At 60.6% G+C, this 22,307-nt stretch carries 14 protein-coding genes; 2 read left to right on the forward strand and 12 right to left on the reverse strand.

The window, feature by feature from the left end:
- Positions 1–40 precede the first annotated feature (40 nt).
- Positions 41–1,663: an acyl-CoA synthetase gene (locus tag AB5Y86_RS17980; protein WP_368193664.1), complete on the reverse strand. Its 1,623-nt coding sequence runs from the start codon at positions 1,661–1,663 to the stop codon at positions 41–43.
- 668 nt (positions 1,664–2,331) lie between these two features.
- Between AB5Y86_RS17980 and AB5Y86_RS17985 the strand changes: the two genes are divergently transcribed.
- Complete coding sequence (locus tag AB5Y86_RS17985; RefSeq protein ID WP_368193665.1) at positions 2,332–3,858, forward strand: YfcC family protein; 1,527 nt, start codon at positions 2,332–2,334, stop codon at positions 3,856–3,858.
- A 62-nt stretch (positions 3,859–3,920) separates the two neighbouring features.
- Here AB5Y86_RS17985 and AB5Y86_RS17990 read toward each other — a convergent pair whose 3' ends face one another.
- On the reverse strand, positions 3,921–4,109 hold the full coding sequence (locus tag AB5Y86_RS17990) for a hypothetical protein (RefSeq protein ID WP_005345660.1): 189 nt from the start codon (positions 4,107–4,109) through the stop codon (positions 3,921–3,923).
- Positions 4,110–4,610: 501 nt separating this feature from the next.
- Here AB5Y86_RS17990 and AB5Y86_RS17995 point away from each other — a divergent pair.
- Positions 4,611–5,150 carry a glycine zipper 2TM domain-containing protein gene (locus AB5Y86_RS17995; RefSeq protein WP_368193666.1) on the forward strand — a complete coding sequence of 180 codons (540 nt, stop codon included), beginning with the start codon at positions 4,611–4,613 and terminating at the stop codon, positions 5,148–5,150.
- 117 nt (positions 5,151–5,267) lie between these two features.
- Here AB5Y86_RS17995 and xdhC read toward each other — a convergent pair whose 3' ends face one another.
- The 10 genes from xdhC to ygfK form a co-directional block, all read right to left on the reverse strand.
- Complete coding sequence (gene xdhC, locus AB5Y86_RS18000; protein WP_198506172.1) at positions 5,268–5,753, reverse strand: xanthine dehydrogenase iron sulfur-binding subunit XdhC; 486 nt, start codon at positions 5,751–5,753, stop codon at positions 5,268–5,270.
- Positions 5,750–6,628 (reverse strand): xanthine dehydrogenase FAD-binding subunit XdhB, encoded by an 879-nt coding sequence (gene xdhB / locus AB5Y86_RS18005; protein WP_368193668.1) that lies wholly within the window; start codon positions 6,626–6,628, stop codon positions 5,750–5,752. The genes xdhC and xdhB overlap by 4 nt, the downstream gene beginning before the upstream one ends.
- Positions 6,621–8,939: a xanthine dehydrogenase molybdenum-binding subunit XdhA gene (gene xdhA, locus AB5Y86_RS18010; RefSeq protein WP_368193670.1), complete on the reverse strand. Its 2,319-nt coding sequence runs from the start codon at positions 8,937–8,939 to the stop codon at positions 6,621–6,623. The genes xdhB and xdhA overlap by 8 nt, the downstream gene beginning before the upstream one ends.
- A 372-nt stretch (positions 8,940–9,311) precedes the next feature.
- A complete protein-coding gene (locus tag AB5Y86_RS18015; protein WP_227343057.1) occupies positions 9,312–10,613 on the reverse strand; it encodes an NCS2 family permease in 1,302 nt (433 codons plus the stop codon).
- A 397-nt stretch (positions 10,614–11,010) separates the two neighbouring features.
- On the reverse strand, positions 11,011–12,327 hold the full coding sequence (guaD, locus tag AB5Y86_RS18020) for a guanine deaminase (protein ID WP_368193671.1): 1,317 nt from the start codon (positions 12,325–12,327) through the stop codon (positions 11,011–11,013).
- Between the two features lie 52 nt (positions 12,328–12,379).
- Positions 12,380–13,903, reverse strand: a complete 1,524-nt coding sequence (locus AB5Y86_RS18025) for a nucleobase:cation symporter-2 family protein (RefSeq protein ID WP_368193672.1) — start codon at positions 13,901–13,903, stop codon at positions 12,380–12,382.
- 95 nt (positions 13,904–13,998) lie between these two features.
- Entirely contained in the window at positions 13,999–16,896 is a 2,898-nt protein-coding gene (locus AB5Y86_RS18030; RefSeq protein ID WP_368193674.1) for a molybdopterin-dependent oxidoreductase Mo/Fe-S-binding subunit, read from the reverse strand.
- Positions 16,893–17,669: a molybdopterin-dependent oxidoreductase FAD-binding subunit gene (gene ygfM, locus AB5Y86_RS18035; RefSeq protein WP_368193676.1), complete on the reverse strand. Its 777-nt coding sequence runs from the start codon at positions 17,667–17,669 to the stop codon at positions 16,893–16,895. Before ygfM ends, AB5Y86_RS18030 begins: the two co-directional genes overlap by 4 nt.
- 80 nt (positions 17,670–17,749) lie before the next feature.
- Positions 17,750–19,078, reverse strand: coding sequence for a putative aminohydrolase SsnA (gene ssnA, locus AB5Y86_RS18040; RefSeq protein ID WP_368193678.1), 1,329 nt, complete (start codon positions 19,076–19,078; stop codon positions 17,750–17,752).
- Between the two features lie 30 nt (positions 19,079–19,108).
- Entirely contained in the window at positions 19,109–22,219 is a 3,111-nt protein-coding gene (gene ygfK, locus AB5Y86_RS18045) for a putative selenate reductase subunit YgfK (RefSeq protein WP_368193680.1), read from the reverse strand.
- Positions 22,220–22,307 lie beyond the last annotated feature (88 nt).

The raw sequence follows: 22,307 nt of genomic DNA on the forward strand, positions 1-22,307 counted from the left end.
CTCTTATGAATGGCTGTGCTGGCGCCTTACGACCAGGCCACTACCCCAGCTGTTTGCGCAGCACAAACTTTTGCACCTTGCCGGTAGAGGTTTTCGGCAGCGGGGTAAAGATGATGCGTTTAGGGGCCTTGAAGTGGGCCATCTGCTCCCGGCAAAAGGCGATCAACTCCGCCTGGGTGGCCTCTCGCCCCTCTTTCAGTTTGACGAAGGCGCAGGGCACCTCTCCCCACTTCTCATCGGGCATGGCGATCACCGCAGCTTCGTCCACATCGGGATGGCGATAGAGCACATCTTCCACCTCCAGACTGGAGATATTCTCCCCGCCGGAGATGATGATGTCCTTGGATCTGTCCTTGATCTCCACATAACCATCCGGGTGCCATACAGCCAGATCGCCACTGCGAAACCACCCCTCCGCCATCGCCTCAGCGCTGGCATCCGGGTTCTTGAGATAACCCTTCATCACCACATTGCCGCGCAGCACTATCTCCCCCATGGTTTTGCCATCTTTGGCCACCGGCTCGCCGCTGACCGGGTTGATGACCCGCATCTCTCCCTGCAGCGGGGATGCCACCCCCTGGCGCGCCTTGAGGCGGGAGAGCGTGGTGGCATCCTGACCTTGCCAGCTTCTTTGCGGCTCGCACAACACGCAGGGACCATAGGTTTCGGTCAGGCCATAGACGTGGGTCACGGCGATCCCCATCGCTTCCATACCGGCGATCACGGTGGCGGGGGGCGCAGCGCCAGCGGTCATCACCTTGATGGGGTGATCCAGCCCCTGCTTGAGTGCCGGATCGGCATTGTTGAGCATATTGAGCACGATGGGCGCCGCGCAAAAATGGCTCACCTTGTGCTCGTGCAGCGCCTCATAAATGGCGGCCGCCTGCACATGGCGCAGGCAGATGCTCACCCCGGCGGTGGCCGCCAGCGTCCAGGGGAAACACCAGCCATTGCAGTGAAACATCGGCAAGGTCCAGAGATAGACGGGGTGTTTGGGTAGCTCCCAGGAGAGCACATTGTTGATGGCATTGAGGTGGGCGCCACGATGGTGATAGACCACCCCCTTGGGATTGCCGGTAGTGCCGGAGGTGTAGTTAAGGGAGATGGCCTGCCACTCATCTTGCGGCAGCCAGCCAGGCTCATCCCCATTCCCCTCTGCAAGAAACGCCTCATAGTCGAGGTCACTGATCAGCGCACCCTCCCGGTAGAGGGGATCGTCGATGGCGATGACCAACGGTTGGCTCTTCAGCAGATCCAGCGCCTTGCGCACCACGGCGCCGAACTCCCTGTCCACCAGCACCACCTTGCTCTGGGCATGCTGGAAGATAAAGGCCATCGACTCGGCATCGAGCCGGGTATTGATGGTGTTGAGCACGGCGCCGCTCATGGGCACCCCGAAGTGGGCTTCAAACATCGCCGGGATATTGGGCGCAACGATGGAGACGGTATCCCCCTCCCCGATGCCGCTAAGCCGCAGGGCCGAGGCCAGCTGGCGGCAACGGCGGGCTGTTTCGCCCCAGCTCTGGCGCAGCGAGCCGTGGATCAGCGCCGGATAGTCGGGATAGACCCGCTCCGCCCGCCCCAAAAAGCTGATGGGGGTCAGGGCCTCAAAATTGGCGGCGGTTTTGGCAAGGTCGCGCTCATAGATGTTCTGCACTGTCATCGGATTCCTTCCTCACAGGTGGCACAAAACGGGCTGTTCCGGGATGATTCAGAGGCCAAGAAGCGACATGGGCATCCTGCCCGTCACAGGTCTCTTATGGGGATGACAGCCTAACAGCGAGCCTGTGGCGGCAGGTATTAGCAAAACGTCTTAGACAGGGGCAGCCTGCTGCCAACAGGGGCCCCCTGTTTTCGTTGCAAAAAAAATATTTCATTACGGGAAAGCGTGCCATTTTTTTCACAGGCTATTTTTGGAGAATAACTAAAAATGACGATAGTGGAATATTATTCCGTCAAAGCTGCTTTATATGCCACTCCATTCATCTCGGCGCGCACTATTTTCATAACATTTATTTAAGGCAAGCCACGTTAAACAAAAGCTGAAATAGTTATTGCATAACGCCATTTATTTCACCCCAGTCATTAAATTCATAACAAATAAATTCTGTGAGCCATCCCATAAAGCGAGCATGGCGCCATGTTCATCCAGCCGCGCACGGGTTACGGTTACAACGTGAAACAATCTACCGGATGTTCAATATCAGGCCAGATTTCTCGCCAATCACTACGCAATACACAGTGAGTTTGCGTACCTTGGATGTATGACGCAGAAACCCTATCGACCCGATATTCCGCCGAGCCCAAACCTGCTTTATCAAGGAGCATTTTATGTGTGCCGTGCCGAATACCACACCACGCAGACAATTCCCTACTGCATTTACCATTCTGTTTCTTATTATGTTACTGGCCATTGCGCTGACCTGGATAATTCCGGCGGGCGCCTATGCCAAGCTCTCTTATAATCCGGCCAGTGAAAGCCTGATGGTCAATAGCCCACAGGGGGAAATAAGCCGACTTCCCGCAACCCAGGATGCCCTGGCAAAACTCAATATCAATATTGCGGTGGAGCAATTTACCAACGGCACCATCCGCAAGCCCATTGCCATTCCCGGCTCCTATGCCCGATTGGAGCAAGCGCCCAAGGGGCTCGGTGACGTGGCAGTCAGCATGGTCAAGGGCACCATAGAGGGGGCGGATATCATCGTCTTTATTCTGGTGCTCGGGGGGCTGATCGGCGTCATCAACAAGACAGGCGCATTCAGTGCGGGGTTGGTGGCGCTATCGCGCAAGACCCGGGGCAACGAGTTCCTGTTTGTGGCGCTGGTCTGCTTCGTGATGGCGCTGGGAGGCACCACCTGCGGACTGGAGGAAGAGGCGGTCGCCTTCTACCCCATACTGGTGCCCATCTTTCTGGCGCTCGGCTATGACTCCATCGTCTGCGTAGGGGCCATCTTCCTCGCCGCCTCCATGGGCACCACCTTTTCCACCATCAATCCCTTCTCGGTGGTGATCGCCTCCAATGCCGCCGGCATTCCCTTTACCGAGGGGCTGATCTTTCGCGCCATTGGCTGTCTGGTGGGCACCCTGGTGGTGATCGGTTATCTCTACTGGTACTGCAAGAAGATCAAGGCCAATCCGGCCTTCTCCTACACCTATGAGGACAGAGAGAGTTTTCGCGCCCGATTTCTCAAAGAGGGCGCCATGGATGAAGGGGTGCCCTTCACCCTGCGCCGCAAGATCATTCTGACCCTGTTTATCCTCGCCTTCCCGCTGATGGTGTGGGGCGTATCCATGGCCGGTTGGTGGTTTCCGCAGATGGCAGCTTCCTTCCTGACCATCGCCATCATCATCATTTTTATCTCGGGTCTCAAAGAGAAAGAGGCGGTCGAGGCCTTCACTCAGGGGGCGTCGGAGCTGGTGGCCGTCTCCCTCATCATCGGGCTGGCGCGGGGGGTCAATCTGGTACTGGATCAGGGGATGATCTCGGACACTATTCTGGCCTACGCCTCCGATCTGGTCTCCGGCATGCATGGCGCCGTGTTCGCGGTGGCACAGATGCTGGTGTTCACCCTCTTGGGGCTGGTGGTACCCTCCTCCTCGGGGCTCGCAGTGCTCTCCATGCCCATCATGGCACCGCTGGCAGATACTGTGATGATCCCCCGCTATATCGTGGTGTCGGCCTACAACTGGGGGCAATACGCCATGCTGTTCCTGGCCCCCACCGGACTGGTGCTGGTCACTTTGCAGATGCTCGGCATCCAGTTCAACAAGTGGGTCAAGTTCGTGCTGCCCATGGTGGGCTTTGTGCTGGGATTTGGCGCCCTGATGCTGGTGGCGCAAGTGATGTTGGCCTGATGGGCCTGTGATACATGAGTGACAACACCCCGTGCCTGGCGCGGGGTGTTCTTTTGTCAGCCTTAGTGGCGCACCCGCCCCTGCTGGCGAAAGCAGTAGAGCTTGAGACTGATGTCGGCGATATCGGCGGGAAGCTCCTCTCCCTGCTCGGCCAGGGGTCGGTAGAGGGATGAGAGCAGACGTTCGGCCTGCTGCACCGTGATGATGTTGGCCTGGATGGCCGGGGTGATCCAGCTGGGTAACATTGACATATCTCCCCCTCGTTGATCCGGTGATCTCGGGTGAACGTCTTCATTTCAGGCCTTACGCCGTTGTCTGCCGACCCGTTCACCCTCTGCTTCACCCAAGCAAAGCAAAATGCTTGCCGTGATCTCTTATCGGCCAACATCCGATGGGGCTGGAGCCATTTATCAACCACTTGCGTGGCCATCTCAACGAATAATGCCCTTGTTCAAGACCTTCCTTGACCTGCCCCCGTCAGCACTTTGCCACTCTGGCATTCTGCTCACCTCGCGCCTTGCAAATTGCGACTCGAATTGCTCCTTATCACACTGACAAAGCTGGCCATGCGCCGGAAACCGGTCACTTTTAGTCCGTTGTCGCCAAAGCCAGACACTTTTTCATGGTGGCTGTCTTTTGACCTTGCCAGTGCCTGTCGCAGGCCCATCTCCCTCGCCTTGTCCGGCCAACCGGTTATGACAAGATGGCGCCAGATTGGAACAGCCCGTATGGGTATGCAGGAGAACCATAAAATGAACAGATCCATGATGGCAGGTATCGGTATTGGCGTCGCATCCGCACTGGCTCTGTCGGCAGCGGCCAGTGGCTCGCTCTTTACACCGACCCCCATCTTTGCCGAAGTGATTGCCAGCAAGCCGGTCACAGAGACCATCAAGACTCCCCGACAGGAGTGTCGCAACGTCACGCTCACCCACCGCAAACCGGTGCAGGATGAGAACAAGATCCTTGGCACCGTGGTTGGCGCCGCGCTGGGTGGTGTGCTCGGCCACCAGTTTGGCGGTGGCAGCGGCAAGAAGGTTGCGACTGCCGCCGGAGCGGTTGCGGGTGGCTACGCCGGCAATCAGGTGCAAGGCAATATGCAGGCGGGCGACACCTATACCACCACCGAGCAGCGCTGCAAGACGGTGCAGGATACGAGCGTCAACACCATTGGTTATGACGTGACCTATCGCCTCGCAGGTCAGGAGGGGGTGATCCGCATGAAGCAAGCCCCGGGCGCCACCATTCCGGTCAAAGATGGCAAATTGGTGATCGACCAGCCAAAAGTGTGATGTCTCCTGACCACACTCAGCAGCAGGCCCGCCTCTTTCGAGGCGGGCCTGTGTTTTTGGGCGGCTTGATTTCCTTTTTTCAAACAACGGCACGCACCACTCACGGCACCCGAACTATCACCCTTTGCAGCACCTCTTCACCGCCCGCACCACGTTCTGATAACCGGTACAGCGGCAGAGGTTGCCTGACAGCCCGCGACGGATCTCCGCATCGGTCAGCGGACGGCGCTCGGTCTTGTCGAGCAAGGCCGCACTCGCCATCACGAGACCCGGGGTGCAAAAACCGCACTGCACCGCCCCCTCGTCGATAAAGGCCTGCTGCACGTCGGAGAGCTCATTGCCTTTGCGCTCCCCCTCTACGGTACGAATGGATTTGCCATCAGCCCACACTGCCAGATAGAGGCAGCTGTCGATAGCCGTGCCATTCACCCGCACGGTACAGGCGCCGCACTCACCGACACTGCACCCCTCTTTCACACTGATAAGCCCCTGCCCGCGCAGGAAATGAAGCAGCGACATGGTGGGCGACACAGCGTAGGAGTAGGGTTTGCCGTTGATCTCGCACTGGATCTCCACTGCAGGACAGCTTTGCGGTTGCATCATAGGATCTTGCCTCCGGCACGTTCGACTGCGCAGGCGACCACCCGCTGCGCCAGGGTTTTGATGAGGTGTAGGCGAAACTCCTTCTCCGCCCGCCAGGAGGAGCGCGGCGCCACATCGGCCACCACCGCCTCGGCAATGGCGGCCAGTGTGGCGCGAGTCAGCGGTTGCCCCTCGGCCGCAGCTTCTGCGTGAGGCGTGCGCACCGGCGTTGGGGCCGCCACCCCGTAGGCCAGCCGTAGACGCTTGAAGTGACCATCCTCAATCTGACAGTAGGCGGCGCAGCCGATGGTGGCGATATCCATGGCATCGCGCATGGCGTATTTGAAGTAGTGGGAGCCCACATGGGGGTGAGAATCCGGGGCGAAATGAAACGCCACCAGGATTTCCGCCGGTTGCAGCGCCACCTTGCCGGGGCCGGTGTGAAAACCGGCGATGGGGATGCGGCGTGTGCCATCGGGCCCCGCAATTTCAAGCTCTGCTTCCAGCGCGACAGTCGGCGCTGCCGAGTCAGCACTGGTAGCGCCGTTGCAGATATTGCCGCCATAGGTGGCGACGTTGCGGATCTGCGGCCCGGCGATGGTGGCGGCCGCCTCGGCCAGCATCGGCAGGCGGCGCTGCACCAGTTCGTTCTCGATGATCTCGGTAAAGGTGGTGCCGGAGCCGATGCGGATCGACCCATCAGGCAACTCGCACACCCCTTTGAGTTCGGGCAAGTCGTGAATATCAACGATATGGCGATAGGCGGTGTTGAGGTGATGCAGCTGGATCATCACATCGGTGCCGCCTGCCAGCAAACGCGCCTCGGGGTCAGCCTGACGCAGGGCGACCGCCTCGGCCACACTGTGCGCCTTGTAGTAACGGGCAATATCAAACATGGTGTTGCTCCTCCCCTGATCCCTCGCCAATCAAACCCGCCGCGACAAACTCCCGGAACAGGGTCTTGGGGGTGATGGGCAGCTCGTTGATGGCGACGCCGGTCGCCATGCTGATAGCATTACGGATCGCCGGGCCCGGCGAGATAATGGGCGGTTCCCCCAGGGATTTGTGGCCATAGACCGACTGGGGCTCGTAGGTCTGCACGAAGTCGCATTCCAGCTCGGGCAAATCCAGCATGGTGGGGAACTTGTAGTCGAGCAGGTTGGGGTTGCGCACCACACCGGTCTTGGCGTCGATGATCATCTCCTCGAACAGGGACCAGCCGATCCCCATCCCCATGCCGCCATGCACCTGTCCCTCCGCCAGTTGCGGGTTGAGGATCTTGCCTGCATCGTGCAGGTTGATAATGCGATTGATGGTCACCTTGCAGAGATCGATATCAACGCTGAGATCGACAAAGGTACAGCCGAAACTGGGCGGGTTGGTGGTGGTCTTGTGGGAGACCTCGGAGGTGATCTGGCCGCCGATAGTGAGGTGGTAGTAGGCGTTGACCGACACCTCGGCAACGCTGATAAGTACTTTCTCCGGCGCACCGGCCAACACCACGTAGCCATCGATCAGAGTCAGCGACCCTACATCCTGATGGCAGAGCTGGGCCGCCAGCGAGAGGATGCGGGCCCGCAACTGCAGCGCCGCCTGATGGATGGCAGGGGCCGCCACATAACTCTGGCGCGAGGCGAACGAGCCCGGATCGTAGGCGGTGATGTCGGTATCCTGAGTCGAGACCACCCGGATCTGCTCAAACGGAATGCCCAACGTCTGGGCCGCCATCTGGGCAAAGACGGTATCCGACCCCTGCCCTATCTCGGTGGCACCGATCTGCAGATTGACGGTGCCATCCTGATTGAGCAGCATGCGGGCGCCAGCAATTTCAACCCCCACCGGGTAGGTGTTGGAGCCGTAGCTGAAACAGGCCACCCCGATGCCACGCCGCACCCGGCTTGCCGGATCCTGCGCCAAGCACTCGGACTTGAGCCGATCCCACTCGAACATCTCGCGACCACGCAGCAGGCAGTCCGGCAACCCGGCGCTGTAGATGGTCTTCTGGTTGACCTGATTGACATCCCCCTCGCGCGCCACGTTGGCGATCCGCACATCGAGCGGGTCTAACCCGAGTTCAGCGCAGGCATCGTCCAGCATGCACTCGAGGGCAAAAATCGCCTGCGGCGCGCCGTAACCGCGCATGGCACCGGCGGTGGGCAGGTTGCTGTAGAAGGTCTTGGCGTCATAACCGAAGGCGCTGCGCGGATAGAGGTAGCTGATCTTGTTGCCACCGGCGCTGGCGATGGAGTGGCCGTGAGAGGCATAGCCGCCGGTGTTGGAGAGCACGTCGAGCTGATAGCCCTTGAGGATGCCATCGCGGTTGAGGCCCATCTTGCCATCGATGGCAAAGCCGTGGCGTGTGCGGGAGGCAAAAAAGCACTCCTCCCGGCTCAAGGTCACCTTGACCGGCACGCCGCCGAGCTTGTAGCTCAAAAACGCCGCCATCGGCTCTTCCAGCACATCCTGCTTGTTGCCAAAACCGCCACCCATATAGGGCTTGATCACCCGCACGCTCGACCAGGGCAGGCCGAGGGACTTGGCCACCCGGCTGCGCACTATCTGGGGGATCTGGGTGCTGCTGACCACTATGATGTGGTCCGGTTGATCCATATAGGCGTAGCAGGTCACCGTCTCCAGATGGCAGTGCTGCACCACCGGGGTCCGGTAGTACCCCTGAAACTGCAGATCTGCCGCCGCAATGGCCTGCTCCGGGTCATTGGCGCGAAGCTGGCTTTGGCGTAGCAGATTGCCGCTCGGGTGGATGGGATAGGCACCGTCGGCCAGCGCGCTTTGGGCATCCGTCATCACCGGCAGCGGTTCGTAAGTCACCTTGACCAGGGCGGCCGCTTTTTCCGCCACCAGCGGATCGCGGGCCACTACGATTGCCACCCCATCGCCGAAGTGGCGCACATGGTCGGTGAGCAGGCGCCTGTCTTTCACGTCCCGTTTCGCCTCATCGAGGGACCAGGCGTGACCGGCGGTGCGAAAACAGGTGGTGGGCACATCCTCATGGGTAAATACGGCTTCGACCCCGTGCAGCGCCAGCGCCTCGGTCGCATCGATGGCAAGCACCTTGCCGTGGGCAATATTGCTTCGCACGTACTTGGCGTGGCGCATCCCGAGCATGATGTTGTCATCGGTATAGCGGGCGCTGCCGGTCACCTTGGCCTCGGCATCCACCCGCTTGAGCGGTAATCCTATGGACATATGCAAGTCCTTTTTCGAATGGAAAAATCTGGAACCGGCATAAAAAACAGCAAGATATGCGCCTGTTTCCCGCCATCGTCAGGACAATGGGGAGAAGTGTGAAGGGGATCCCATCTAGCCCGCTTTTGTTGGCCCGAAGCGACAAGCCAAGGGCAGCCCCTGAGCAAACGGGGCACATCAGCGGTGAAAAAAGCGGCAGAGCGAGGAGAGCAAGGGTGGGAGCCTATCAATCTGGTAGGAGGATTTATCAAAATGGTATCGCGATGCCCCCCAACTGCGGAGACAGCCTAGGCGTGATGCCTGCGTGGCGAGCTAAAAATAACAGGCATAAAAATGGGGCCGCCAGTGCGGCCCCAAACGGGCGGGTTATCCCTAAATAGCCCACCCCCCAGCATAAAAGAGCACCAGCGCCAGGGCGATGACCACGGTGCCGACGTTGAGCTTGTGCCACTCCTTCGAGCAGATGCGACCGATCACCAGCGAGCTGAAGCCAAGCATGATGCCAGTGACGATGTTGCAGGTGAGCACAATAAAGACGGCGCACACCAACCCGGACATAGCACCGACCGAATCGTTGAAATCGAGCTTGGTGACGTTGCTCAGCATCAAGAGCCCTACATACATCAGGGCTGGTGCGGTGGCATAGGCGGGCACCAGATAGGAGAGCGGCGAGAGGAACAGCATCAGCAGGAACAGGCCGCCGACCACGGTCGCGGTCAGGCCGGTTTTGCCCCCCGCCGCCGTGCCCGCAGCCGATTCGATATAGACGGCAGCCGGGGCCGCCCCCACCAGACTGGAGAAGATGCTGCTGACCGAGTCGGCACTGAGCGCCTTGCCGCTGTTGATGATGTGACCATCCTTATCCAGCAGGTTGGCCTGCCCCGCCACGGCCCGGATGGTGCCGGTGGCATCGAATACCGCTGTCATCACCAGCGCCAGCACGCTGGGCAGCACCAGCGGCGAGAGGGCCCCCATGATATCCAGACTGAAGATGAGGGACTTACCCTGATCGTCCGAGAGGCTAGGCAGGGCGAACAGCCCCTGATACTTCACCGCCGGATCGAAAATCAGGCCGAAGATGGAGATGGCGATGATCACCAGCAGGATCCCCCCCGGTACTCTCAGCTTCTCCAGCCCGAAGATCACCGCAAGGCCGATCAGGGACATGATGACCGGCATCGAGGTGAAGGCCCCCAGCGCCACCGGCAACCCCTCGAGCGGGTTCTTGATCACCAGCCCCACCCCGTTGGCGGCGATAAGCAGCAGAAAGAGACCGATCCCGATGCCGGTGCCGTGGGCAATCCCCATCGGCAGGTTGTCGAGGATCCAGCTACGCACCCCGGTCACCGAAATGGCAGTAAACAGCACCCCCATCAGGAAGACGGCCCCCAGCGCCACCGGAATGGGGATCTGCTGCCCCAGCACCAGACTGAAGGCGGTAAACGCCGTGAGGGAAATAGCGCAACCGATGGCCATCGGCAGCTTGGCCCAGAGCCCCATCAAGAGCGAACCGAACCCCGCCACCAGACAGGTGGCGACAAACACGGCGCCGGGGGGAAAGCCCGCCTTGCCGAGCATGCTCGGCACCACGATCACCGAGTAGACCATGGCAAGGAAGGTGGTGAGGCCCGCCAGCACCTCCTGTCTGACGTTGCTGCCCCGCTCGCTGATCATAAAGTAGCGATCAAGAGCCGTGAGCGGCTGTTGCTTTGCTGCGCTCTGGCTGGCGTCATCATTGGCCAGCTGTTCCACGCTGTTTGTCCTGCTGTTTGCTTGGGTCATACCCAACTCCTTCACACGCGCCTGAATGTTCCATGACGAAATGGCGACAGGATCTGCGGGTCTGCCTAGCGCCAGTTTGATAACAAACAGGCGATGGTGGCAGAGGATGCGACAGACAGACCAGGGCAGGCAGCCTTGACTCAAACGTTTGCCTTGCTGGTCAAAAAAACCGGGCCATTTCACGTTCTATGCGGGGAGATCCCCTGTCGTGCGGCAAGACTGGCGCCCCTGTGGGGCACGCCAGCCGCCGTATTCGTTGGGGCTGCGCCGCGGCAGCCCACTCCAGCCCCTACCCCCGTTCATGCACCAGTTGGCCATCCACATAGGTGCGGTAGATGGATCTGTCATCCCCCAGGGTCAACAGCACAAAGAGCTTGTCGCGCAGGGTGGTGGAGTTGTCGTATCGCAGCTGCTGCAGCGGGGTGGCGACCGGGTCGAGCACCACAAAATCCGCCTCCTTGCCCACCGCAAAGCTGCCGATCTTCTCGTCAAGCCCCAGCGAATGGGCGCCGCCCAGGGTGGCCAGATAGAAGGCCTGATAGGCCGATAGCCGCTCGCCCTGCAACTGCATCACCTTGTAGGCCTCGTTGAGGGTCTGCAGCATGTTGAAGGTGGTGCCAGCGCCGATGTCGGTGCCCATCCCCACCTTCACCTGCTTGCGCCACGCCTTGTGCAACTTGAAGAGACCACTGCCGAGATAAAGATTCGAGGTGGGACAAAACGCGATGGTGGAGCCGGTCTCCTTCAGGCAATCCCACTCCTGCTCTTCCAGATGGACGCAGTGGGCAAAGACGCAGTTGTGGCCGGTGAGGCCGTGCTGGTGATAGACATCGAGATAACCCTTGTGCGCCGGGAAGAGGGATTTTACCCAGGTGATCTCATCCTTGTTCTCGCACAGATGGGTGTGCAGATAGGTAGTCGGAAACTCTTCGCGCAGTCGCCGCGCCATCGCCAGCTGCTCGGGTGTCGAGGTGGGTGCAAATCGTGGTGTGATGGCATAGAGCAGTCGACCATTGCCGTGCCAGCGCTCGATAAGCTGCTTGCTCTGCACATAGCTGCTCTCGGCGGTATCGAGCAGATAATCGGGCGCATTGCGATCCATCATCACCTTGCCGGCGATCATCCGCATATTAATTCGACTAGCCGCCTCGAACAGGGCGTCTACCGACTCGGGGTGCACTGTGCCGAACACCAGCGCCGTGGTAGTGCCGTTACGCAGCAACTGCTTGATAAAGAAGGTGGACATCTCACGGGCATACTCGAGATCGTTGTAGCGCCGCTCGGCCGGGAAGGTGTGGCGGTTGAGCCACTCCAGCAGCTGCTCGCCATAGGCCCCCACCATTTCACTTTGGGGATAGTGAATGTGGGTATCGACAAAGCCCGGCACTATCATCTTGCCGCGATAATCGCGCACCCGCACTTCGGCCGGAATGCGATCTTTCCCCTCCTCCCACTCACCGAACCAGTCGATGCAACCGTTGCGAATGATCAGCAGACCATCCTCGATAAGACGGGCGTTGGACTCAATCTCCTCGGGCTGATCCACCACCCGGGTGATATCGAAGAAGCTGCCGCGTACCGCTTTGACAGAGTTGTCGTTTTTCATAACCGTTTCCCTGTTTTTCTTGTTCTGTTGACGTTTTTTGCCGGTTTAACCGTCAGATCCGTTCCACTTGTGGCGCCACCGCCTCCCCGGGTACTGGCTCTGGTGAACCCTCACCCTTGCTGGCCGATGGCTGGCCCGCACTGCGGGCGGTAAAGATCACATCCGGCTTGTCGCTCAGCTGGATCACCTCCACCGCCTCGGCATCCCTGACGGCTGCCTTGCGCTTGCGGCTTTGCGGCAGCACCAGATTCATGATGATGGCGGTGATGCCGCCGGCGCAGATGGGGTTCTCCACCAGCATGTAGATACCCGCCGGCAGCACCTTGAAGACGTTCGGGTCATAGGAGACCCCAAGCCCAAGACCCAGCGAGGTGGCGACAATCAGGGTCTCCCGCCGATCGAAACCGTGGCTGATGATGATGCGACCACCGGCGATGGCGATCATGGAGAACATGATGACCATGGCGCCCCCCATCACAGGTGACGGGATAGTAGTGAAGAAGCGCCCTACTACGGGGAAAAGCCCCAGCAGCACCAGAATGACGGCAATAAACTTGCCCACATGGCGTGACGCCACCCCGGTCATCTGGATGACGCCGTTGTTCTGGGCAAAGGTGGTGAGCGGCAAAGAGCCGAGTGCCGAGGCAATGACCGAGACCAGACCGTCCGCCAGTACGCCGCCGGAGAGCCGTTTTTGAAACTCGGGGCCCTGAATATCCCGGTGGGAGACCATGGCGGTGGCGGTGATGTCCCCCACCGCCTCCAGCACGCTCAACAGATAGATGGTGCCCGCCAACATAAAGGCGTGAAAGTCGAAGGAAAAACCGTACTTGAACGGGATAGGCACCGTAATAAGCGGCAGGTTCTCAAGGGCGGAGAAATCCACCATACCAAGCATCAGGGCCACCGCATAACCCACCATCAGGCCGATGGCAATGCCGCTCATCCGCAGCAGTGGGCTTCGACTGCAGTTGAAGGCGACGATGACGCAGAGCACCAAAAGCCCCAGCCCGATGTGCTCGTATTTGCCAAAGGTGCCGCTGCTCATGGCGGAGAAGCCGCCGCCAAAGTCGATGATCCCTACCTTGATAAGGCTCAGACCAATCATCAACACCACGACCCCGCTCACGGTCGGGGTGATCACCCGCTTGAGATAGGGCAGCACGAAGGAGGAGCCCATCACCAGAAAGGCACCGACAAAGGAGACCCCGAGCAGAGTCGAGACGATCAGCTCCTCGTGGATGCCATCTTTTTTCATGGCGCCGCCGAGCGCGATCATCACGGTGACGAAGGAGAAGTTGACCGACTGGATGGAGAGCAGCCCAGACCCGATAGGGCCATAACGGTTTACCTGCAGCCAGGTGCCGATACCGGAGGCGATCATCGCCATGGAGACCAGATAGGCGGTGGTCTCGGTGGAGAGACCCAGGGCGCCGCCGACGATCAGCGCCGGGGTTACCATAGGAACAAAAATGGCCAGCAGATGGGTCACTGCACCCATCAGGGTTTGATAAAACGGGGGTTTGTCTTCCAGCTCGTAAATGAGATCCGAGTGCTTGCGTGTTGTTTTAGACATCGTGTTTGTCCCATCACACAGAATGTAGGCGGAGTACTCATTCCGCCGTCAGGCGCTGGGGGCGAGCTGGCGCCCGCCCCTCACCTTTTCTTTTGTTATGCCGACACTTTTTGCTCCAGCTTGCCCAGTTCACGCAGGATCTGCTCCGGCGTGAAGTGCCACTTGCGCAGCCAGACACCGCAGGCGTCGTGGATGGCGGTGGCGATGGCGGGCGCCGCGCCGTTGACCCCAATCTCCGAGATGGACTTGGCGCCGTAAGGGCCGACCTTGTCATCACTCGGTACCAGGAAAGCCCGGAAGTCGCGCGGAATGTCGCCAATCTTGGGCGCGCCATAGCTCTTCAGATCCCGGGTGAGCGGGATGCCCTTGCTGTCATAGCAGATCTCCTCGCTCATGGTGTGGCCGATGGCCCGCATAGTCGCCCCGTAGATCTGGCCGAGGGCCAGCTCCGGGTTTATGGGGGTACCGCAGTCGAGCAGGGCGTAGAACTTGTCGAGGCGGATCTCGCCGGTTCTGACGTTGACCGCCACCTCGGCGAAGTTGGCCCCGTACGGGAAGGCAAGCTCAGAGGTGATGTAGCTGGCGGTGCCCACCAGAATGCCGAAGCCGGTACCTGTCTCGGCCTTGTGGGCCAGCTTGGCGAGGCTCACCTCCCCCAGCTTGCCGCGCACCACACCCGGAAACGCCAGCTCAACATCTGCTACCGGTTCGCCCAGCATGGCGGCGCCGTGGAACAGGATCTTCTCCTTGAGGTTCTCGGCCGCCTTCTTGGCCGCGTTGCCGGAGAAGCAGGTGCCTGACGAGGCGTAGGCCCCCTTGTCGAACAGGGCATGGTCGGTGTCGCCAGAGATCACATGCACATCGCTGAGCGGGCAACCGAGCACCTCGGCGGTCAGCTTGGCCACCACGGTATCGAGGCCGGTGCCGATATCGGCGCCACCGGAGTGGACGATAAAGGTGCCGTCAGATTCCAGCTTGACCATGCAGTTGGCCTGATCGATATCGGGGATCCCCGATTTTTGCATGATGATGGCGACACCACGGCCGATGCGCCAATCCCCGTCAGCGGGTTTGGGGCTATCCCAGGCAATCAGTTCGCGACCCTGTTTGAGGATGGGCTCGAGGGCGCAGCTGGCGGCGTGGGGCACAGAAGTGGGCATCTTGCCCTCGCCGATGGCACCGAGCACCTTGAGGATGTCCCCTTCGTGCACCCGGTTGTGCTCCACCATGTCGAGCTGATCGATGCCCAGTTTCTCGGCAAGTTCGGCAATGGCCATAGTCAGGGCGAAGTTGCCCTTGGGCGCGCCGTAACCCTGATAGGCCCCGGTCGGACAGATGTTGCTGTAGTAGGTGTTGACGGTAAAGCGCACGTTGTCGCACGGATAGAGCGGCAGGGAGAGCGCCGGGCCGTTGCTTGGCACCGTCAATGAGTGGTTGCCGTAAGGGCCGGTGTTGGCGCGAAAATCCATGTCGATGGCGGTAATGGTGCCATCTTTTTTGGCCCCTATTTTGACCTTCACCTTGGCCACGTGGCGGGAGGTGTTGCTGATGAACTCCTCTTCACGGGTATAGCGGAAGGTGACCGGACGGCCGGTGACTTTCGTGGCCCAGGCGCATACCTCTTCCAGCAGGATATCCTGCTTGGAGCCAAAGCCGCCCCCTACCCGCTCCTTGATCACATGCACTTGGTGCTGCTTCATGCCGACAATGCGCGCCACCTGACGGCGCACGTGCCACGGCACCTGAGTGGATGCGTGAATAACCAGACGCTCCCCATCCATGTAGGTGAAGCAGATGTGCGGCTCGGTCGGGCACTGCTGGGCCTGGGTCGATTCGTAAGTGCGTTCGACTATCTCGTCCGCCTCGGCAAAGCCTTTGGCCACATCACCGATCTGGCCATGGACGCTGGCGGCCAGGTTCTCGTGCGGGCGGGAGCCGATGGGGAAGTTGATGATCATGTGCTCGTCGCCGCGACGCACCGAGCAGGCGTTCTGCTGCTCGAGATCCGCCGGCGCACCGGCCATGTAGACGATGGGCTCGTCGTGCACGAGAGGAGCATTGGGGGCCATCGCCTCATCGATATTCATGACCGCTGGCAGCACCTGATACTCGACATCGATGAGTTTCAGGGCTGCCAATGCGATGGCTTCGCTCTCGGCTACCACAGCGGCAACACGATCACCGACATGGCGCACCTTGCGGCTGAACATGCGGCGATCGAGCGGTGATGGCTCGGGAGCACTCTGGCCACCCGGGGTGTAAAACACATCCGGGCAGTTGAGGTGGGTGATGACATGCACGACGCCCGGCAGCGCTTGTGCGCGGCTCACGTCGAGTTTGGTGATCACCGCATGAGGATGGGGACTGCGCAGCATCTTGATGATCAGCGCATCCTCGGTGACCCGATCCTCCACATAGCAGGGCTTGGCCTGCACCATTTTGGCGGCGTCCACTTTCGGGCAGCTCTTGCCGATATGGCGCAGATCGTCGCGAAATTCCGGGGCGATCTGGCACAGATAATCGGGATCCTTCATCCGTGAACAGGCAAGCTCGATGGCCTGATAAAACTGCTGATAACCGCCATCGCGGTGAAACAGGCCCGAGAGGGCATCGTCGATTTGATCACGGGTGGGCTCGGGATGGCGATCAAGCAGGTCGGTGACGATGAGCGCGGCAGCCGGATCGTTGTAGCCGGACTGCACCACCCCCACGTCCACCATCGCCTGCTGTACCAGACTGAGCTGGTTCCAGCTGCCGAGGGACTCTGCAGTGCGCACCTCTGATCCATCCAGCTGGGCGGCGATCAGCAGGGAGCCGTTGATCACCTTGCCATTGAAGAGAATGGCGTCGGAGCCGGCGAAGCCGAAGCCGTCGTCGCTGTTGCGCACCGAGTGCATCCGGCACTGGTTGAACAGCACCCGCTGGACATTCTCGCCAGCCGGGGTGATGACGGTGCGCAGGGCACCGTTCAGTGTGAAGTTGAGTTCCATCATGCCTGTACCTCCTGCTGCTGGCAGTCCACCAGCAGATCCGCCACCACTACACCGGTGATATACCGCTTGTAACTCACGCTTCCCGCCAGATCCTCACGGGGCGAGATCAGCTCGCTCACGGCGGCCTCCAGCGCGGCATCGTGCAGTTCACGGCGCTCCAGATCCCGCAGGCGCATCGGCTGCGGGGTGACGCCAGCGACGGCTACCCGCATTTCGCCAATGCTGTCGAGGGCTACCGCGGCGGTCATTACCGCCAAGCCATCGGCGTTGCGGCTGATGCGGCGGGTGGCGCAGCGCAGTTCAGGCTCCGGCAGCACAATCCCCAGCACCAAGGCATTGCGCTGCCCCGCCAGATAGGCGTCGATGGGTTGCAGCAGGTTGTTCTCCAGCACTACCACGGCTTCGAGTACCAGCAGTACCGGCAGCAAAGGGGAATCCTGTTGCTGGCAGGCAAGTTCGCCGCCAATGGTGGCCTGATTGCGCAGATGGCGGGAGTAGACAAACCCCAGCGCCTCGCACAGGGCGGCCGGAGTACGGGGATCATCTTTCAGGGTCTGCAGGGTGACGGTGGCGCCGATATGGAGCTGGCCATGCTGTTGCTCAATCTGGTTCAGTCCCAGCTTGTCCAGTGAGATAGCGACCTTCTTGTCGGTGCGAGTCGGAGCGGCGTTAAGCTTGCTGCCGCCTCCCATGTAGACGGCGTCGTTGCCGAAACTGGCCTTGAGTTCCAAAGCCTGACCCAGTTGCTCGGGTCGGAAGAATTGCTCAATCATGTGTCGTCCTTACTCTTGCTGCCCGCCGCCGGGGTGATCCACAGGGCGGGCAATCCGGTCCAAAACTGTGGAAGGTGGCCTTAGGCCAGCTGATCCATCCGTTGCCACAGGCGGCTCGCCACCTTGCTGGCCTGCTCGTAAATGGGCGCGACATCGAACGGGAACTCGCGATCCTGATAGACCATGCGCCCCTCCACCATCACGCTGTTGACGCTGTTCGATCCCATACCAAAGGCGAGATGGCCGCCGAGGTTGCGCGGCGCCAGCGGGGTCGGTGCGTCGTAGTCGCAAATGGTGAGGTCGGCCTTGTAACCCGGCTCCAGGCGGCCAAATTTGGCGCCGAAGTTGCGCTCCAGCAGGGTGTTGCCGTTCCAGAGGAAGCGGGCAAAGCTGTCGGGCCACAGCGCCCCGCCGGCATCCTTGTGCTTGAAGTAGGCGAACTTGAGCTCTTCGAGCATGTCGGAGCCGATGCCGTCGGTGCCAAGCGCCAGATTGCGATACTCCGGCAGGTGCATGTTGTAGCCCACATGGTTGTTCATGTTGGAGCGGGCGTTGTGCACCAGGAAGGCATCGCGGCTGTTGAGCAGCTCGATGTCGGACGGGCTCAGGTAGATGCCGTGGGCGATCAGCGTCTTGCTGTCGATCAGGCCAAACGCGTCCAGCCGGGCGATGGGCTCCTTGCCATAGTGGTGGTGGCCGTGGGCCATGTCGTAGCGGTCTTCCGCCACATGGATATGCAGACCGCGACCGGTGACCTGCACCGCTTCGCGCAGCATGGCCAGCCCCTCGTCGGACACGGTGAAGAGGGCGTGGGCGCCAATATGGGCCTCCACCAGATAGGGTTCGTTCCCCTTGGCCTTGGCCGCATCGATCTGTTGGGCGAACAGGATGTTCTCCTCCACCCCGGCCTGCAGCTCGGCGAGGCCGCCGTTGCGATCCGTGGTTTCGAAGCAGGTCATGCCGCGCAGACCCGCCTCCACAAACCCTTTGCGCAATACATTCAACGAGCCCTTGATGAAGTTGGGCGAAGCGTGGTGGTCGATCACCGTACTGCAGCCACTCTTGATCGCCTCCAGCGAGCAGATGAGACCGCTGTAGTAGAGCGACTCCTCATCGAGCGCCCGATCGAGCCGCCACCAGAGGTTTTTCAGGGTGGAGATAAAGTCCGGGCAGGGGGCGATGTTGGCCATGATCCCCCGCGACAGGCCGGAGTAGAAGTGGTTGTGGGCACAGACGATGCCCGGCATCACCAGCTTGCCACCCATCTCCCGATAGTTGGCCTCCGGGTAGAGGGCCCGCAGATTGGGCCCCACCGCTTTGATAAGGGTGCCTTCGATGGCGATATCCACCCCTTCCAGCACCCGGGTCGGCTCAAGCTGGACGGCGGTGACGTTCTTCAGAATAAACATGGTGTGCTCCTTCGCTTATTCGTGGTTCGCTCAGGCCTCGACGGCCCCCAGCAGGTAGTGGTGATGAGCGTGGACATGGCTGATGATGCGGCACATGTCGCCAAGGGCCGCTGGCGCATCCTTGATCCGGCTCTGGGCGTCGATGGTCAGGCGATAGGTCTCGCCATCCTGACGCACCCGCAGTTCGCCACCGTCAGCCAGATAGAACCCGGGGTTGCGGCTGTTGTCGAAGTCCTCGGGCAGGCTGAAGATGGTGACCTTGTCCTGATAGGGCTTGCCCTGCCACGGGCAGAACTGGGCGCAGTTGCCACATTCGTTGCAGTAGGCATCCAGGTGCAGGGTCTGGAACTGGTCTTTGAAGCCCGGCACCGCGATGGCGACGTTGGCCCGGTTGGGGCAGACATCCACGCACTTGCTGCAGAGGTAGTTGCACTCGAGGCAACGGTGCGCCTCTTGCGCCACGAAGGCATCGCGCTCGCTCTTGTCAACCATGGTGACGGCGATGCTCCCCTTGCGACGGTAGATCTCATCCTTGCCCGACGGCTGGATGGTCACTTCACTCTGCTGGCTGGCGATATGCTCACGAGAGAGCACCAGATCCGCGGCGCGGCGGGCACCACCGATGGCACCGACGATGGAGGACGGGCCGCTCTGCACGTCACCGATCAGGAAGACGTTGCGACGGCTGGTTTCGCCGGTCTGGCCATCCACCTCGGGCCAGCCATCGCGGCCAAGAGGAATGCCCATCGCTTTGAGCACCTCGCAGTCAGGCTGCTCGCCAATGGCGGTGATCAGGGCATCCATCTGCATCACTTCAGTCTGCTCGGTGGGCACCGGACGGCGGCGGCCCTGCTCGTCAGGATCCCCCAGCGCCATCATCCGCACGGTGAGCTTGCCATCTTTCTCAAAACGCTCCGGATTGGTGAGGAAGCAGAAACGCACCCCATCCTCCACCGCTTCCAGAACCTCCTCGCGATAGGCGGGCATCTCTTTTTCGCTGCGGCGGTAGATCACGGTCACATCGCTGACACCCGGCACCTTGAGAGCGGCGCGGGCGCAGTCCATGGCGGTGTTGCCGGCACCGATCACCGCCACATGGCGACCCAGCGGCAGCGGTTTGCCCTGATTGAAGCTGCGCAGGAAGTGGAAGGATTTGTAAATCCGCTCGTGTCCCCCCTCGAGGCGCATGCCGCCATTCTTGTCGGCGCCAATGCCGACGAAGACATAGCTAAAGCCCTGGGCATGCAGCTTGTCGACGGTGAGCGCCGGATCGCAGCCAAACTCGAACTTGACCCCGTGGGCGGCAACAAAGTCGATGTCGTGCTGGATAAGTTCGGCCGGAATGCGGAACTCGGGGATGATGTGCTTGACCACGCCACCGGCATCCGCTTCGCGCTCGAACACGGTGACCGGGTGACCGGCACGGGCCAGGAAGTAGCCGGCGGAGAGACCGGCCGGACCGGCGCCAATCACCGCCACCGGATGCTTGTCTCCACTGCCTGCCGGTTTGTGCCAGCGGGCCTTGTACCCTTCCCAGCCGCGCTCCAGCGCCACTTTTTTCAGCTCGCGGATATTGAGCGCGCTATCGTAGTCGAGACGGGTGCAGTTGTATTGGCACTGGTGATCGCAGATGTGGCTGGTGATGGCAGGCAAGGCGTTGCGCTGATAAATCAGCTCAAGGGCTGCCACATACTCCCCCTCGCCCATCAGGCGAATGTACTCGGGGATATCCTGATGCACGGCGCACGCAGTGACGCAGGGCGCCACGTAGCAGTCGGTCAGCGGCAGGCCGCCCCCCACTTCGATGCGATCCTCGGACTTCCACTCCTTCTGGGTGTAATCCATGGTGAGCGCCTTGGCAGCAAGCGCCTCCAGCTTGGCCACGTCCACCTGACTCATGCCCCAGCTGTCCGACGCATCTATCTCTTTGAGGCACTCGATCTGGCGCAGATAGCCACCTGGTTTCAGCAAGTCGGTGGCCATGGTGATGGGGCGGATACCGGTCTCGAAGATCTCCGCGATATTGAACTTGCTGGCACCACCGGAGTAGGAGATAGGCAGTTTGCCCTCGAAGGCGCGAGACAGCACGGCGGCCACGTTGATGGAGAGGGGGAACAGCGCCCGGCCGGACATATACATCTCATCCCCCGGCAGCGCCCCTTTGCGGTTGATGGTGCCAAGGGTATTGGTGAGTTTCACCCCGAAGGTGAGCCCCTTCTCGGCCCCCAGCGCCATCAGACGGGTCAGCATCGCCTTGGCCTGATCCAGCTTGAGGTCATGATCGAACGACTCTTCGCTCAGACCAATGTAATCAAAGCCGCAGGTATCGAGGATCTCGCGCACCCGCGGGTAGCCCAGCAGGGTCGGGTTCAATTTGACGAAGGTGTTGAGCCCCTTCTCTTCCAGCATGTAGCGGCAGATGGCCTCAATTTCGTTCGGCGGGCAGCCGTGCATGGTAGAGAGGGTGACGCCGTGCACCAGATTGGCCGGGATACGATCCACCAGCTGTTGCAGGCGAGCGCGGCGCGCCCCCAGTCCCAGCTCGGCGATAAACTGCTCGTCGGCCACCAGCTCGCGCAGCACCTGCTGGTACTCGGCAAATTTCGGATTGCTACTGGCATCCATCAGGCTGTGGATGAACTGCTGCATCGGTGGCTGTTTGATGCCATCGAGGTTGTAACCCACGCTCATGTTGAAGATGAAGGACTTGGCTTCTCCGTCGAGACGGGGGTCGAACACCTCTTCCAGCAGGTAGAGGGCAAACCAGGCTTTCAGATACTCGTCAAACGCCTTGGGCAGGGTGAACTCGGTAGACCACTCGGTGTTGAAGCACTCGTCTTCGGCGTCGATGCAGGGCTTTTCCAGTTCGAGACGGTCCAGGATCTGCACCGTCTTGAGCTCGATAAAGCGCCCGCCGGTCAGCCAGGAGGTGACGATGTTCTGGGCCAACTGGGTATGGGGGCCAGCTGCCGGGCCAATGGGGGTCTCGCAGGTTTCACCGAACACCTTGATCTTGCGCTCGTCCTGCTTGCGATAGAATTGCGCGGCGGGAATACCGAAAATGCTCTGACTCTCTTTATATTCCGCAAAAATACGGGTCAGCAGGTTCTTGAACGGAACGGGTCGCATAATATCGCCCATGGCTATCTCCTTGCAGCTGTTCTGCCCATTGGCAGCATGAATAAATGGGGTATCCCGCACGGGTGTTCCCCCTTGGCAAGGAGAAGAG

Origin of the sequence: Aeromonas sp. s8 (genome assembly GCF_040907785.1) — a bacterium.
Classification (GTDB): Bacteria; Pseudomonadota; Gammaproteobacteria; order Enterobacterales; family Aeromonadaceae; genus Aeromonas; species Aeromonas veronii.